Here is a 13,189-nt window from a genome sequence, read left to right as displayed (position 1 = left end):
TTGATCCTTGTGTTGAAGCGGATTAGTAGAGGCTGTGGCCGTGCTGGCGCACCTGCTCGGCGCTGACCCTGCCGCGCACCACCCGGTATACCCAGAGGGTGTAGCCGATGTTGACCGGCATCAGTACTCCGACGATCCCCAGCATGATAAGCAGGGTGCGCTCGCTGGAGGTGCTGTCCCACAGGGTCAGGCTGCTGGCCGGCTCCAGGGACGAGGGCAGCACGAAGGGGAAGAGCGCGATGGCCACGGTCAGCATCATGGCGGCGCAGGCACCGCCGCTGGCAACGAGCGCCAGCCCGGACTTGCCGAAGCGGCTTGCCAGCGCGCACACCAGGGGCAGCAGGAGCCCGAGCACAGGCACGGCCCAGAGCACCGGATGGGCGACAAAGTTGCCAAGCCAGCCCGCCGGCACCGCCACCACCTCTTTCATCAGCGGAGTGAGGGCGCCGTTGAGATCGCCGATGGCCGTGATGCGATACCCCGCCATCTCTCCAAGCCAGACGCCGCCAAGGGCAAAGAGGGCGCTCGCCAGGGGGCCGAGCCAGAGGGCGAGGCGGGCGCTGCGCGCCGCTATGGCTCCCTGGGTCTTGCACTGCAGGAAGCTGGCACCGTGCAGCAAGAGCAGCGCCAGCGCCGTCCCCATGGCGGTCAACAGCAGCGGCCAGTGGAACGCAAAGGCGCCATAGTGGATGCGAAGGGCCGCATCGAAGCGAAACGGCAGTCCTTGCAGCACCAGGCCAAGGGTGGCACCAAACACCAGGGTCGGCAGCAGACCGCCCACCACCAGGGCGCGGTCCCACCAGCGGCGCCAGACCGGGTCCGGCAGCTTGCTGCGATAGTCAAAGCCCACCGGGCGCAAAAAGAGACCGAACAGCAGGAACATGAAGGGCACGTAAAGCGCCGAGAAGGCGGCGGCATAGACCAGGGGCCAGGCGGCAAACAGGGTGCCGGCACCGGCGATGAGCCACACCTGGTTGCCCTCCCACACCGGCCCCACGCTGTTGAGCAGCACCCGCCGCTCGTCATCCGTCTTGCCGACCACGGGCAGCAGCATGCCGACCCCGAGATCGAAGCCATCCATCACCACGAAGCCGACCAGCAGGAAGAGCACCAGCCCCCACCAGATCACTTTCAGGGTTTCGTAATCCATCAGGCAGGACTCCCGTTTTGCAACACTTCACCTTGATAACGACCCGTCTGCAGGCTGGCAGGCCCTTTGCGGATCACATGACGCAACAAGAACAACTCCACCACCAGCAGACTGCTGTAGATGAGGAAGATGGCGATGAGGCTGAACCAGAGCTGCCCCGGTTGCAGCAGGGAGACGGAGGCCGACACCGGCAGCACGTCGCTGATGGTCCAGGGCTGGCGACCGAACTCCGCCACGAACCAGCCCGCCTCGATGGCAATCCAGGGCAGCGGAATAGACCAGAGCAGGGCCCTGAGCAGCCGCGGGGATTGCACCAGCCTGCCCCGGCACAGCTGCAGGAAGGCGGCGGCAAAGAGCGCCAGCAGCGCCACGCCGATGCCCACCATCAGGCGAAAGCTCCAGAACAGCGGCGCCACCTGGGGGATGGAGTCCTCCACCGCCTTGGCGATGGCCCCCTCGTCCGCCTTGCCAATCTCCTTGGCATAGGGGGTGAGCAAGAGGCCGTAGCCCAGATCGCTGCGGTGGCGCTCGAAGGTGGCTCGCGCCGCCTGGTTGCTGCCGTCTGCCCGCATCGCTTCGAGCGCCTCGTGGGCCAGCATGCCGCTGCGAATGCGCGCCTCGTGCTGCGCTTTCAGATCTTTGAGGCCCGTCACCTGCTCATCCAGGGAGCGGGTGGCGATGATGCCCATCAGATAGGGTATCTTGATGGCCGCGTGGGTGGTCTCGGCACGCTGATCCGGCAGGCCGAACAGGGTGAAAGAAGCCGGGGCGGGCTCCGTCTCCCACTCCGCCTCGATGGCGGCGAGCTTGACCTTCTGCACCTCCCCCGAGCGATAGCCCGACTCGTCCCCGAGCACGATGACCGAGAGGATGGCCGCGAGGCCAAAGCCCGAGGCGATGGCAAAGGATCGCAGGGCGAAGCGCACCTCCATGCCGCGCAGCAGATACCAGCTGCTCACCCCCATCACGAACAGAGAGGCCGCCACATAGCCCGCCGCCACCGTGTGGACGAACTTGACCTGGGCCACCGGGTTGAAGATGACCGCGGCCACATCCACCAGCTCCATGCGCATGGTCATGGGGTTGAACTCGGCGCCGACCGGGTTTTGCATCCAGCCGTTGGCGATGAGGATCCAGAGGGCGGAGAGGTTGGAGCCGAGCGCCACCAGCATGGTCACCAGCAGGTGCTGACCGCGGGAGAGCTTGTCCCAGCCGAAGAAGAAAAGGCCCACCAATGTAGACTCGAGGAAGAAGGCCATCAGCCCCTCCACCGCCAGCGGCGTGCCGAAGATATCGCCGACATAGTGGGAGTAATAGGCCCAGTTGGTCCCGAACTGGAACTCCAGGGTGATCCCGGTGGTCACCCCCATCACGAAGTTGATGCCAAACAGCTTGCCCCAGAAACGGGTGATGTCCTTGTAGATCACCTTGCCGGTCATCACGTAGGCCGACTCGGCGATCACCAGGATCCAGGACAGCCCCAGGGTGAGGGGCACAAACAGAAAGTGGAACATCGCCGTCGCGCCGAACTGTATTCGGGAGAGGCTGACCACATCATCCAGGCTTATCATGCATGACTCTCTATGTTGCATTTAACGGACAGGTTTTCGCCCGCCAAGTACACCATGGTCCATGACACCTATAACAGATGCAGTTATAGTGAAAAACACCTATAACAGTTTGGGCCCACCATGTCCCGCTACGGCCAGTTGGCAGACCAGCTGCAACAGCAGATCACGAGCGGCCTCTGGCAGCCGGGAGAGCGCATCCCCTCCATCCGCCAGAGCTGCAAGACCCACGGCCTCAGCCCCATGACGGTGCTCCAGGCCTATCAGTTGCTCGAAAGCCGGGGCCTCATCCTGGCGCGGCCCCAGTCCGGCTACTACGTCAAGGCCGCGAGCACGGCCCGGCGGGAGAGCCAGCCCCAGCAGGCCCGCTACAGCGGCTCGGTGGACATCAACGATCTGGTGTTCGAAGTGCTGCAGGCGAGCAAGTCACGGGAGCTGGTGCCCCTTGGCATGGCGGTGGCGGACCCGACACTCTTCCCCCACCCCCAACTCGGTCGGGCCCTCGGCAGTTGCATGCGCCGCCTCGACCCCTTCAGCACGGTGGCAGATCTGCCCCCCGGCAACGAGGCACTGCGCCGCGCCATCGCCCGGCGCTATGCCGGCGAGGGGATGGCGGTGGATCCCCAGCAGATCATCATCACCACGGGGGCCATGGAGGCGCTCTCCCTCAGCCTTCAGGTGCTGACCGAGCCCGGGGACTGGGTGGTGGTGGAGTCCCCCACCTTCTACGGCGCCCTGCAGGCCATCGAGCGGCTCAAGCTCAAGGTGGTGGAGATCCCGGTGATCCCCGGGGTGGGCATCGATCTCGCCCTGCTGGAGGAGGCCCTCGCCCAGCGCCCCGTCAAGGCGTGCTGGCTGATGGGCAATGTGCAGCACCCCCTCGGCCACACCATGCCCGATGAGCACAAGCAGGCGCTGATGGCGCTGCTCAACCGCCATCAGGTCCCCCTGGTGGAGGATGACGTCTATGCGGAGCTCTATGTCGGGCGCGAGCGGCCAAGGCCCATCACCCATTGGGATGCGCGGGGAGAGAGCCTGCTGTGCGGCTCCTGGACCAAGTGTCTGGCGCCCGGCTTTCGGGTCGGCTGGGTGGTGGCGAAGCGCCACGCTGAGCGCATCCAGCGGCTGCAACTGATGTCGACGCTCTCGACCAATGTGCCCAGTCAGCTGGCGCTGGCCGACATGCTGCGCCAGGGCGGGGTGGACGCCCACTTTCGCCGCCTGCGCCACACCCTGGCCCAGCGCCAGCAGCAGATGCGGGCAGCCCTGATGCGCCTCTTCCCCGAGGCGCGCATCTCCTCCCCGGACGGGGGCTACTTTCTCTGGCTCGAATTTGACGCCCGCCTCGATGGCCGGGCGCTCTATGCCAGCGCCATCGAGCAGGGGGTCTCCATCGCCCCCGGGGCCCTCTTCTCCAGCCAGGGCCAGCACAACCACTGCCTGCGCCTCAACAGCTCCCATCCCTGGAGCCCGCAGCTGGACGCGGCGCTCAACCAGCTTGCGGGCCTCATCGCCCGGCAACGGGAAACCTGGCAGAGCCCCCCTGACGCCTCACGCGACAAGGGCCCGTAACGGGCCCTTTTGCAAGCGAATGCGCCTTACCTGGCCATGGTCTGTGACTGGGCCTTGAAGCCCAGTCGCTCGTAGAGGGCCCTGGCCCGCTCGTTGAAAGCCATCACCTCCAGGCGCAACTGGCTTGCGCCCCGTGCCTTGCCCCACTGGTCCCCGTGGGCGATCAGCGCCCGGCCGATGCCCCGGGAGCGCTGCCCCTCATCCACCACCACGGTCGTGATGCGGCAGACGGGCAGCTTGCTGAGAAAGGGGACACTCTCGTTGAGGTCGATGCGGGCGGTGAGAAAGCCCGCCACCTCCCCCGCCACCACCGCCACGCAGAAAAGACGCGCCTCGTCGGCAATGGCGCCGAGCAAGAAGGCCCTGTCCTCCGGGGACGGGGGGCAGAACACCTCGGGCACCTGCTCGAAGTGGAGCTGACCTATCTGCCGGTTCAGGGCCAGAATGGCGTCGATATCCTGTTCAGTTGCCTTGCGAATGTCCACCTGATGCTCCTTGCAGTGAGGGTCGCCAGCGAGGAAAGAGGCTTGGCGGTCACCCTTTGGAACCCGCATCTTATCGGCTCGTCACGGCAATCAACAGCCCCCGGCAACGACAAGGCCCCATGACGGGGCCTTGTGGACAATCCTGATGGCAATGCGGGCTCAGCCCGGCGCCCCCAACTGGGCCACCTGGCGCTCTATGCTCCCCTTGAGGTTGTCATCCAGCTTCAAGGCACGCGCCAGCTCGTCCAGATAACCGCGCTCCATGAAGTGATCCACCTCAATGGTGAGCAGGGAGGCGAGGTAAACCTCGGTCGCCAGCTCCATGTCGGTCACTTCTCGCGCCAGGACATGGGGGTCGAGGGGGCGGGAGAGCTCGGCGTCAATCCAGCGGGCCGCATCCCGCGCCCCCTGTTCGGTCAGGTACTCCTGGATCTTCTGGCGCTCGGCGGCATCGATGTGGCCGTCGGCCCGGGCCGCCGCCACCATGGCGCGCACCAGCAGATTGGCGCGGGCATCCAGGGCCTTGCCCTCCAGGGTGTCCAGGGGCTGGGTCGGCTGGGCCGGGGTGGACTGCTGGGTCTGCCAGTCCTGATAGAGCTTGTAGGCCAGCCCCCCGAGAGCTGCCGCCCCCCCCACCGCCGCCACCTTGGTGCCATATTTGCGCATCTTCTTGTTGCCAAGCAGCAGCGCCATGGCCCCGGCGGCCAATCCCCCCTGCGCCATGCCCTTCATCTGGGCCTTGCGCGTGTCACCACCGTCGTTGAGCCAGCCCTTGCCAGCTCCCATCAATTGCTCCAGCATCTGTTTCATGGGGCCTCCTCCCTCGCGTGATGAGTCATGCTGGGCCGCCTGCGCTGAACTCAAGGTGAATGACGGCGCAGGCAAGAGGAGGCGCTGGTTGGATCAGTGCCGGCCCCGCCCGCTGCTATTGTCCCCGGGGGACAGCCAAGGAGTCCCCCCCTTGCCTCGACATAAGGAAGTACCATGAGCGCCCGTGAACTGACCCTGCAATTTCTCGCCGAACCCGCCGACGTCAACTTTGGCGGCAAAGTCCATGGCGGCATGGTGATGAAGTGGATTGACCAGGCCGGCTACGCCTGCGCCGCCGGCTGGTGTGGCGGCTATGCCGTCACCGTCTATGTGGGGGGCATCCGCTTCTTGCGTCCCATCCAGATAGGCCAGCTGGTGGAGGTGCACGCCAAGGTGATCCACACCGGCACCACCAGCATGCACTTGGCGGTGGATGTCTACAGCCGCCACCCCACCGACCCGGAGCGGCGCAAGACCACCCACTGCATCATCATCTTCGTGGCCATGGACGAACATGGCAAACCCACTCCGGTGCCCCAGTGGCAGCCGGTGAGCGAGAGCGATCTGCAGTTGCAGCAGTACGCCAAAAAGCTGATGGCCCTGCGCGAGGAGCTGGACAAGGAGATGCGCCAGCACATGTGACCCGTCCCGCCCCGGGCTGCCGGGGCGTGTCTTCGCGCCGCCGGGCGCTATAATGGCGACCACCCTTGCCCTTGAGAACCCAAGATGTCCCTGGAAAATGCCCCCCCCGAGGTCCAGCTCGCGGTGGATCTGATCGAACTGCTGGAAACCAACCACATCGCCCCCGCGCTGGCCCTGGCGGCACTCGCCATCGTTCGCCGGGATTATGAGCGCAAGCTCGAGGAAGGTCGGGAGGCCTGAGCGCCCCCGCAGGAGGCACCATGTCAGCACCCATTCGCATTGAACAAGGCCGCGCCATGCTCCTCGGGGGGTTGCGCCGTCACCACCCCTTCGAGCAGGGGGACTTCGCCGGCCAGTGGCGCGACCTCAGCGCCCTGCTTCCCCTGCCGGGGCAGCTCGGGGAGCACGCCTATGGCGCCATCTGCGCCGCCACCGACACCCACTGCGAATACCTCTGCGGGGTGGAGGTCGCCGCCCTGGAGGTGCTGCCTCCCGGGCTTGGCCGCATGCGCATCGCCCCCCAGACCTACGCCATCTTCTTGCATCAGGGGCATGTCACGACCCTGCCGCACACCTGGCGCCAGGCCCTGGCATGGCTCGCGCAATCGGACTATCAATCTGCCCAGCAGCCGGATTTCGAGCGCTACGGCGCCCGCTTTGACGCCGCCACCGGCAGCGGCGAAGTGGAAATCTGGCTCGCCGTGGTACCAAAACAGGCCCTGGCCTGACCCCTGGCCGCCCGGGCTACCTCGGCCCCATCACCTCGTCACAGAGCGCGATCAGCGCCTCCCCCAGCCGGGCGAGGGGCTCGCTCGTGCCCGGCCCCTGGTGCAGAGCCAGCTCCACCGAGCGCACTGCAGGCCAATGGGCCAGCACCACCTGATCCGGTTGCAACAGGCGCGCCGGCAGCAGGCTGACCCCGATCCCCGCGCTCACCGCCCCTTGCAGGCTGGCGAGACTGCCGCTCACGTAGGCGATGCGCCAGGGGATCCCCTCGGCATCCAGGACGTCGGTCATCTGGCGCCGGTAGAGCCCCTCGCTTGGAAACACCACCAGAGGCAGGGGGTCGCGCCCGGCGGCGGGCCACTCCCGGCTGTCAACCCAGGCCAGGGGCTCGCGCCAGCGGGCGATGGGCTCCCCCTGGCCGCGCCCCTGCTTGATGAGGGCCAGATCCAGCTCTCCCCCTTCGAAGGCCTGCCACAGGGCATGGCTGAGATCGCTTTGCACCTCCAGCCGCACCTGCGGGTGCGCGCGGGCGAAGGCGGCCAGCACCGGGGTCATGGCCCCCGCGGCAAAATCCTCCGGCACCCCGAGGCGCAGGGGGTGGCTCGCCTCGCTCACCCGCTCCCCCGCCCGGGCCAGCAGCCCCAGGATGCGGCGCGCCAGCCCGAGCAGGGTCTCCCCCTGGGCCGTGGTCACCACCTGGCGACCGGATCGGTCGAGCAGGGTGCAGCCCAGCTGCTGCTCCAGGCGGCGCATCTGCTGGCTCAGGGTGGACTGGGTGAGGTGGATACGCTCGGCGGCGCGGGTAAAGCTGCCGGTTTCGACGATGGCGACGAAGCTCTGCAGCAATTGGGGGTCCAGCAGGGGGCGCTCCATGGGCCATCTCCATTTATAAAACCACTGGAAGTCATTTTATCATTTAATTTCCAAATGATGCGGCGACCCTCTAGGCTGCTGTCCTCCCCCTTTTTTGCCAGGATATGACCATGCCACCCCCTTCCCAGTCCGGTGCCCGCCTCCTCAACTCCCTCACCGCCGCCTCGGCCCCCAGCCATCAGGAGTGGCTGGAGCAGGCCCTGCACCTGGCCCTGACCCATCGCCAGCAAGGGGGGCGCCCCTTCGCCGCCCTGCTGGTGAGGGAGAACCGGCTGGTGGCGAGCGCCGTCAACCGCATGCTGGAGGCGGGGGACCCCACCCGTCACGCGGAGCTGGAAGCGCTGCGGGAAGGGAGTCGCCAGGGGCCGCTGGCCGGGGCCATCGTCTATGCCAGCGGGCACCCCTGCCCCATGTGCCTGTCGGCCCTGGTGATGAACGGCATCCAGGCGGTCTACTACGCCTTTGACAACGACGATGCCGCCCCCTTCGGCTATGACAGCCGCGCGGCCTACGCGGCCCTGCGACTGCCCCTGTGCCCGCCGCCCCTGCCCCTCATCAAGCTGGCGAGCCCCATCGCGGCCGAAACCCTCTACGGTCCCCTGCCCCATGCATAAGCGCCGCCTCCCCCCGGGCAGCGGCGCCTTGCTGGTGCTGGTGATCCTCATCGCCCTCAACCTGCGCCCCTTCCTCACCGCCATCGGCCCCCTGGCCCCTCGCATCGACGCGAGGCTGGCCCTCGGGGTAGATACCCTGGCCTGGGTCACCCTGCTGCCCCTCTGGCTTATCGGGGTCGGCGTGCTGCTCACCCCGGCGCTCCTGGGTCGCACGGGCCCGCGCCCCCTGCTCGGGACGGCCCTGCTGTTGCTCGCCCTTGGCAGCGCCCTGCGCGTCGATCTGGCGAGCGGCGCCCTGCTCATCGCCAGCGCCGCCCTGTGCGGGCTGGGCTCGGCCCTAGTGCAGGGGGTACTGCCCGGCCTCATCAAGGAGGGGTTCGCCCAAAAGGTGCCCCTGGTGATGGGGATCTTCTCCGCCTGCATGATGGGGGGCGGGGCGCTCGGGGCCGTGCTCACCCCGCGCCTTGCCGAGTATCTGGACTGGTCTCGGGCGCTGGCGCTCTGGGGCCTGCCGGTGCTGCTGGCCCTCGGCTGGCTGGCCTGGCGGGTGCCCCTGCCTGCCCCGGCCAGCACGCCCGCCCCCACCGGGGAGCAGCGGCTGCTCCCCCTGCCCCGCACCTGGCTGCTCATCGCCTGCTTTGGCATCATCAACAGCGGCTACGGCATCGTCGTAGCCTGGCTGGCCCCGGCCTACATGGCGGCGGGCTGGAGCGCCCAGCAAGGGGGCGAGCTGGTGGCCTGGCTCGCCCTGGCCCAGACCGCGAGCGGCCTTGGCCTGCCCCTGCTGGCAGCCGGTCGGCTGGACCGCCGCCCCTGGATGGCGCTGGCCATCGCCATGCAGCTGGCGGGCTTTGGCGGCCTCTGGCTCGCTCCTCAGACCGCCCCCCTGCTCTGGTGTTTGCTGTGCGGCGCCGGGCTTGGGGGGAGCTTCTCCCTCATCATGGTGATTGCGCTGGATCACCTGCCCGACCCGCGCCGGGCGGGCGCCCTCTGCGCCCTGATGCAGGGCGTCGGCTTCATGGTGGCGGCTACCGGCCCCTGGGTGGCGGCCCGCCTGCACCATGCAAGCGGTGACTTCGCCGCCGCCTGGCAGTGGCAGCTCGGCGCCCTGGTCCTGATGAGCCTGCTGGTGGTGCGTCTCAACCCGCGCCACTACCCAAGGGCCATGGGCCTGCCCCCGGAGCAGGCCATGGCTGTGCAGACGGCAGGCCACAAACCTGCCTGATCCGGCGAGCACCGGCCTTGGGGGCCAGAAAGCACAACACCGGCCAAGGCCGGTGTTGTGCATCAGGGTGCGGGAAGGCCTGGCGCTCAGCGCCCCTTCTTCTGGCGCCCGCCCTGCCCTGGCCGCGGTTTGCCCGGGGCGGGTTTGCCCCCCTTGCCGGGCGCGCTTTTACCTGCTGCCCCTTTGCTGGCAGCCCCTTTGCCCGCCCCGCCCTTGCCTGCGGGGCTCTTCTTCTCGAAGGCCTCGGGACCCGGCACATTGGGCCGCCCGCCAATCTCGTGATCGTCGCTGCGCCGCGGCTTCTTGCCCTGGGCCGGGGTGCCGGCCGCAGCCGCCTTGGGCTTGGCAACCTGAGCCCCCTTGGCCGGTTTCGCCTCGGAGGAGGAGTCCTCAATGAGCTTGAACAGCTCGATCAGCTCGTCGTCGGTGAGGTCGCGCCACTCCCCCACCGGCAGCCCCTTGAGGCTGACGTTCATGATGCGGATGCGCTCGAGCTTGGTCACCTCGAAGCCGAAGTGCTCGCACATGCGGCGGATCTGGCGGTTGAGCCCCTGCACCAGGGTGATGCGAAACACGAAGGGCGCCTCTCGTTTCACCTTGCACTTCTTGGTGACGGTGCCGAGGATGGGCACCCCGGCCGCCATGCCCCGGACGAACTCGTCGGTCACCGGCTTGTCCACGGTCACCAGGTACTCTTTCTCGTGATCGTTGCCCGCCCGCAGGATCTTGTTCACCAGATCCCCGTGGTTGGTGAGGAAGATGAGCCCCTGGGAGTCCTTGTCGAGGCGACCGATGGGGAAGATGCGGGTGCTGTGGTTGACGAAGTCGACGATGTTGTCCTTCTCCCCCGCCTCCGTGGTGCTGACGATGCCCACCGGCTTGTTGAGGGCGATGAAGACCAGGCTGTCGGCTTCGCGCGGCTCGATCACCTGACCGTTGACCTTGACCAGATCCCCGGCAAACACCTGATCTCCCACCCCGGCCCGCTTGCCGTTGATGAAGACGTTGCCCTGCTCGATGAAACGATCGGCCTCACGACGGGAGCAGATGCCGCTCTCGCTGATGTATTTGTTCAGGCGCATGGATTCATCGGCCAGCATGGGTCACCTCCCGGGTCGGATGGGCCTTGAGAATGGCTGGCTGGATCAGCCGCGCTGTGGTCGGGTTCGTCTGCATACAACTCCATGAAATAAGGGCCTGCGCCCTGCATGTTCGGCAAAAAACGCCGCTACAGTAGCACATTGCACGCGCACGCGCCCGGCCCCGTCGCCCCCTGCCCGCTGGCTCACAGGGGGTGCTGCCCCTGATGCAGCAGCAGGCCCCCCATTATCCAGCGTGCGGTGACGCCGCGGCCCTGATTGGGCTGCACCGCGCACTCCCCGCCTCTTTTCACTTCATGGTGCTCACTTCATGGGCCGGGCCCCCGCCGCCGAAGATAGGGTGCGGCCTTCGGCAGATAGCCAGATGATCTAACGCTTGATATTTATCCAGAAAAAATGCATAAAAAGATTTTGGTCATCGCGAATTATCTGCTCTGACCCGCCGACGACGGGAAATGACACCCCCATCGGGGCGCAACAACGGGCCCCTTGAGCCCCGCGAACCCTGAAGACGGGCATGGTCCCCTCTCTGGCAGGACGCCACTTTCATCATTCACGACAGGAGTTAAAGATGAGTCATTCCCTCTCCCAGGAGGCCTTCCTGGCCCAGGTCGCCAGCCGCAACCCTCACCAGCCCGAGTTCATCCAGGCCGTGAGCGAGGTGATCGCCTCCATCTGGCCCTATGTGGAGCGCCACCCCCGCTACCTGCAACACGGCCTGCTGGAGCGATTGGTGGAACCCGAGCGCCTGGTGCAGTTTCGGGTGAGCTGGGTGGATGACCAGGGCCAGGTGCAGGTGAATCGCGGCTACCGGGTGCAGCACAGCTCCGCCATCGGCCCCTTCAAGGGCGGCATGCGCTTCCACCCCTCGGTGGATCTCTCGGTGCTGAAATTCCTCGCCTTCGAGCAGACCTTCAAGAACGCCCTCACCACCCTGCCCATGGGGGGCGGCAAGGGGGGCAGCGACTTCGATCCCAAGGGCAAGAGCGAAGGAGAAGTGATGCGCTTCTGCCAGGCCCTCATGCTGGAGCTCTATCGCCACCTGGGGGCCAACACCGACGTGCCGGCGGGCGACATCGGGGTGGGCGGGCGCGAGGTGAGCTACATGGCGGGCATGATGAAGAAGCTCACCAACAGCGCCGAGTGCGTCTTCACCGGCAAGGGACTCTCCTTTGGCGGCAGCCTCATTCGTCCGGAAGCCACCGGCTACGGCCTGCTCTACTTTGTCGACGCCATGCTGGCCCATCGCGGCCAGTCCCTCGATGGCCTGCGGGTCTCGGTGTCGGGCTCGGGCAACGTGGCCCAATACGCCATCGAGAAGGCGATGGCCCTCGGCGCCCGCGTCATCACCGCCTCCGACTCCGGCGGAACCGTCTATGATCCGGACGGCTTCACCCCCGAGAAGCTGGCCCGTCTGATGGCGCTTAAAAACGAGCAGCGCAAGCGGGTGGCGGATTACGCCCACGAGCTCGGGCTCGAGTTCTTCAGCGGCCGCACCCCCTGGCACCTGGCGACCGACGTCGCCCTCCCCTGCGCCACCCAGAACGAGCTAGATGCCGAAGATGCGGCGCAGCTTATTGCCAACGGCGTGCAGCTGGTGGCCGAGGGGGCCAACATGCCCTCCAGCGCCGCCGCCATCCGCCTCTTCCACGAAGCAAAGGTGCTGTTCGCCCCGGGCAAGGCGGCCAACGCCGGCGGGGTTGCCACCTCGGGCCTCGAGATGAGCCAGAATGCCCAGCGCCTCTCCTGGACCCGGGAGGAGGTGGACGCCCGCCTCAAGGGGATCATGACCAGTATCCATGCCACCTGTGTCCGTTACGGTCAGGATGATGACCATGTGAACTACGAAAGCGGCGCCAATATTGCCGGCTTCGTCAAGGTCGCCGACGCCATGCTGGCGCAAGGGGTCTGCTGAGCGCCCTGGCCCGGGGCTTCACCCTCAACACAACGGCAGCCCTTGGGCTGCCGTTGTGTTTTGTGCCTGGCGCGACTTCACACTCTCTTCACCCAGGCATGAAAGTCTCCCATCCGCTCCATCTCGCTGACGAGGATGACAAGATGACGATGAAAACAGGTGCCCTGCTGATCCTGGCCGGGCTCGGCTGCTTTGTGGCCTTCAACCTGCTGGGCTCCACCCTCGATGCCCAGGGCTTCCTGCACGAGCCCTTTGCCCTGCTGCCCCTGGGCTATCTGCTGCTCTTCACCGGCATGGTGCTCACCGTGATCCCTCTGCTGCGCAAGGGGCGCACCAGGGAGCAATGACACAAATCGCAAGGTGCCAAGAGCTCAGCAATAGCGGCTGATCTCGATGAGGTTCTAATCCGGGTCCAGGCAATAGACCGATTCGTTGACATCCTCCCCCACCTTAGCGCTTCGCGTCACAGGAGGGGGATTCCCATTACTGGGTGATAGCTGCTCGCGCAG

Annotated in this window: 14 protein-coding genes; 8 read left to right on the top strand and 6 right to left on the bottom strand. The window is 66.8% G+C overall.

The genetic code is table 11. The annotated features are described in order from the left end of the window. Nucleotides 1–22: 22 nt before the first annotated feature. Both cydB and PG879_RS09560 read right to left on the bottom strand, forming a co-directional pair. Nucleotides 23–1,150 (bottom strand): cytochrome d ubiquinol oxidase subunit II, encoded by a 1,128-nt coding sequence (gene cydB / locus PG879_RS09565; RefSeq protein ID WP_201996767.1) that lies wholly within the window; start codon nucleotides 1,148–1,150, stop codon nucleotides 23–25. Further along, a complete protein-coding gene (locus PG879_RS09560; RefSeq protein ID WP_048207353.1) occupies nucleotides 1,150–2,721 on the bottom strand; it encodes a cytochrome ubiquinol oxidase subunit I in 1,572 nt (523 codons plus the stop codon). Before PG879_RS09560 ends, cydB begins: the two co-directional genes overlap by 1 nt. A gap of 120 nt (nucleotides 2,722–2,841) precedes the next feature. Here PG879_RS09560 and PG879_RS09555 point away from each other — a divergent pair, with 120 nt between their 5' ends. After that, entirely contained in the window at nucleotides 2,842–4,290 is a 1,449-nt protein-coding gene (locus PG879_RS09555; protein ID WP_216944021.1) for an aminotransferase-like domain-containing protein, read from the top strand. Nucleotides 4,291–4,316: 26 nt separating this feature from the next. On the opposite strand, the gene PG879_RS09550 is transcribed toward PG879_RS09555, so the two are convergent. Then, nucleotides 4,317–4,775 carry a GNAT family N-acetyltransferase gene (locus tag PG879_RS09550; RefSeq protein ID WP_039038605.1) on the bottom strand — a complete coding sequence of 153 codons (459 nt, stop codon included), beginning with the start codon at nucleotides 4,773–4,775 and terminating at the stop codon, nucleotides 4,317–4,319. Between the two features lie 159 nt (nucleotides 4,776–4,934). Beyond that, a complete protein-coding gene (locus PG879_RS09545; protein WP_201996768.1) occupies nucleotides 4,935–5,585 on the bottom strand; it encodes a tellurite resistance TerB family protein in 651 nt (216 codons plus the stop codon). A gap of 174 nt (nucleotides 5,586–5,759) precedes the next feature. Between PG879_RS09545 and PG879_RS09540 the strand changes: the two genes are divergently transcribed. The 3 genes from PG879_RS09540 to PG879_RS09530 all read left to right on the top strand — a co-directional run bounded on the left by PG879_RS09540 (nucleotide 5,760) and on the right by PG879_RS09530 (nucleotide 6,955). After that, complete coding sequence (locus tag PG879_RS09540) at nucleotides 5,760–6,227, top strand: acyl-CoA thioesterase (protein ID WP_010674201.1); 468 nt, start codon at nucleotides 5,760–5,762, stop codon at nucleotides 6,225–6,227. Nucleotides 6,228–6,311: 84 nt separating this feature from the next. Then, nucleotides 6,312–6,467, top strand: coding sequence for a pleiotropic regulatory protein RsmS (rsmS, locus tag PG879_RS09535; RefSeq protein ID WP_010674200.1), 156 nt, complete (start codon nucleotides 6,312–6,314; stop codon nucleotides 6,465–6,467). A 20-nt stretch (nucleotides 6,468–6,487) separates the two neighbouring features. Further along, nucleotides 6,488–6,955: a GyrI-like domain-containing protein gene (locus PG879_RS09530; RefSeq protein ID WP_049636793.1), complete on the top strand. Its 468-nt coding sequence runs from the start codon at nucleotides 6,488–6,490 to the stop codon at nucleotides 6,953–6,955. A 16-nt stretch (nucleotides 6,956–6,971) separates the two neighbouring features. Here PG879_RS09530 and PG879_RS09525 read toward each other — a convergent pair whose 3' ends face one another. Beyond that, entirely contained in the window at nucleotides 6,972–7,814 is an 843-nt protein-coding gene (locus PG879_RS09525) for a LysR family transcriptional regulator (protein WP_270830113.1), read from the bottom strand. 116 nt (nucleotides 7,815–7,930) lie between these two features. Between PG879_RS09525 and PG879_RS09520 the strand changes: the two genes are divergently transcribed. Together PG879_RS09520 and PG879_RS09515 are read left to right on the top strand one after the other, a co-directional pair. Next, the gene (locus tag PG879_RS09520; protein WP_041212766.1) at nucleotides 7,931–8,440 is read left to right on the top strand and encodes a nucleoside deaminase; all 510 of its coding nucleotides are present in this window, start codon (nucleotides 7,931–7,933) and stop codon (nucleotides 8,438–8,440) included. Continuing rightward, nucleotides 8,433–9,665, top strand: coding sequence for an MFS transporter (locus tag PG879_RS09515; protein ID WP_049636792.1), 1,233 nt, complete (start codon nucleotides 8,433–8,435; stop codon nucleotides 9,663–9,665). The genes PG879_RS09520 and PG879_RS09515 overlap by 8 nt, the downstream gene beginning before the upstream one ends. Before the next feature lie 86 nt (nucleotides 9,666–9,751). Here the strand turns inward: PG879_RS09515 and rluF are convergent, their stop codons facing one another. After that, nucleotides 9,752–10,765: a 23S rRNA pseudouridine(2604) synthase RluF gene (gene rluF / locus PG879_RS09510; RefSeq protein WP_010674196.1), complete on the bottom strand. Its 1,014-nt coding sequence runs from the start codon at nucleotides 10,763–10,765 to the stop codon at nucleotides 9,752–9,754. A 571-nt stretch (nucleotides 10,766–11,336) separates the two neighbouring features. On the opposite strand from rluF, the gene gdhA reads away from it, so the two are divergent. Next, nucleotides 11,337–12,680, top strand: a complete 1,344-nt coding sequence (gene gdhA, locus PG879_RS09505) for an NADP-specific glutamate dehydrogenase (protein WP_041212764.1) — start codon at nucleotides 11,337–11,339, stop codon at nucleotides 12,678–12,680. Nucleotides 12,681–12,823: 143 nt separating this feature from the next. Further along, nucleotides 12,824–13,027 (top strand): DUF3955 domain-containing protein, encoded by a 204-nt coding sequence (locus PG879_RS09500; RefSeq protein WP_049636791.1) that lies wholly within the window; start codon nucleotides 12,824–12,826, stop codon nucleotides 13,025–13,027. Nucleotides 13,028–13,189 lie beyond the last annotated feature (162 nt).

The organism is Aeromonas sp. QDB63 (assembly GCF_027707425.1).
Lineage (GTDB): Bacteria > Pseudomonadota > Gammaproteobacteria > Enterobacterales > Aeromonadaceae > Aeromonas > Aeromonas caviae.
Note: the sequence above shows the minus strand (reverse complement) of the source record. Positions and strands in the feature narration are given on the sequence as shown.

What these genes read in the sequence shown, in the direction of transcription:
- cydB (WP_201996767.1), bottom strand. Translation starts at nt 1,150, where the DNA reads ATGGATTACGAAACCCTGAAAGTGATCTGGTGGGGGCTGGTGCTCTTC.
- PG879_RS09560 (WP_048207353.1), bottom strand. Translation starts at nt 2,721, where the DNA reads ATGATAAGCCTGGATGATGTGGTCAGCCTCTCCCGAATACAGTTCGGC.
- PG879_RS09555 (WP_216944021.1), top strand. Translation starts at nt 2,842, where the DNA reads ATGTCCCGCTACGGCCAGTTGGCAGACCAGCTGCAACAGCAGATCACG.
- PG879_RS09545 (WP_201996768.1), bottom strand. Translation starts at nt 5,585, where the DNA reads ATGAAACAGATGCTGGAGCAATTGATGGGAGCTGGCAAGGGCTGGCTC.
- PG879_RS09540 (WP_010674201.1), top strand. Translation starts at nt 5,760, where the DNA reads ATGAGCGCCCGTGAACTGACCCTGCAATTTCTCGCCGAACCCGCCGAC.
- rsmS (WP_010674200.1), top strand. Translation starts at nt 6,312, where the DNA reads ATGTCCCTGGAAAATGCCCCCCCCGAGGTCCAGCTCGCGGTGGATCTG.
- PG879_RS09530 (WP_049636793.1), top strand. Translation starts at nt 6,488, where the DNA reads ATGTCAGCACCCATTCGCATTGAACAAGGCCGCGCCATGCTCCTCGGG.
- PG879_RS09520 (WP_041212766.1), top strand. Translation starts at nt 7,931, where the DNA reads ATGACCATGCCACCCCCTTCCCAGTCCGGTGCCCGCCTCCTCAACTCC.
- PG879_RS09515 (WP_049636792.1), top strand. Translation starts at nt 8,433, where the DNA reads ATGCATAAGCGCCGCCTCCCCCCGGGCAGCGGCGCCTTGCTGGTGCTG.
- rluF (WP_010674196.1), bottom strand. Translation starts at nt 10,765, where the DNA reads ATGCTGGCCGATGAATCCATGCGCCTGAACAAATACATCAGCGAGAGC.
- gdhA (WP_041212764.1), top strand. Translation starts at nt 11,337, where the DNA reads ATGAGTCATTCCCTCTCCCAGGAGGCCTTCCTGGCCCAGGTCGCCAGC.
- PG879_RS09500 (WP_049636791.1), top strand. Translation starts at nt 12,824, where the DNA reads ATGACGATGAAAACAGGTGCCCTGCTGATCCTGGCCGGGCTCGGCTGC.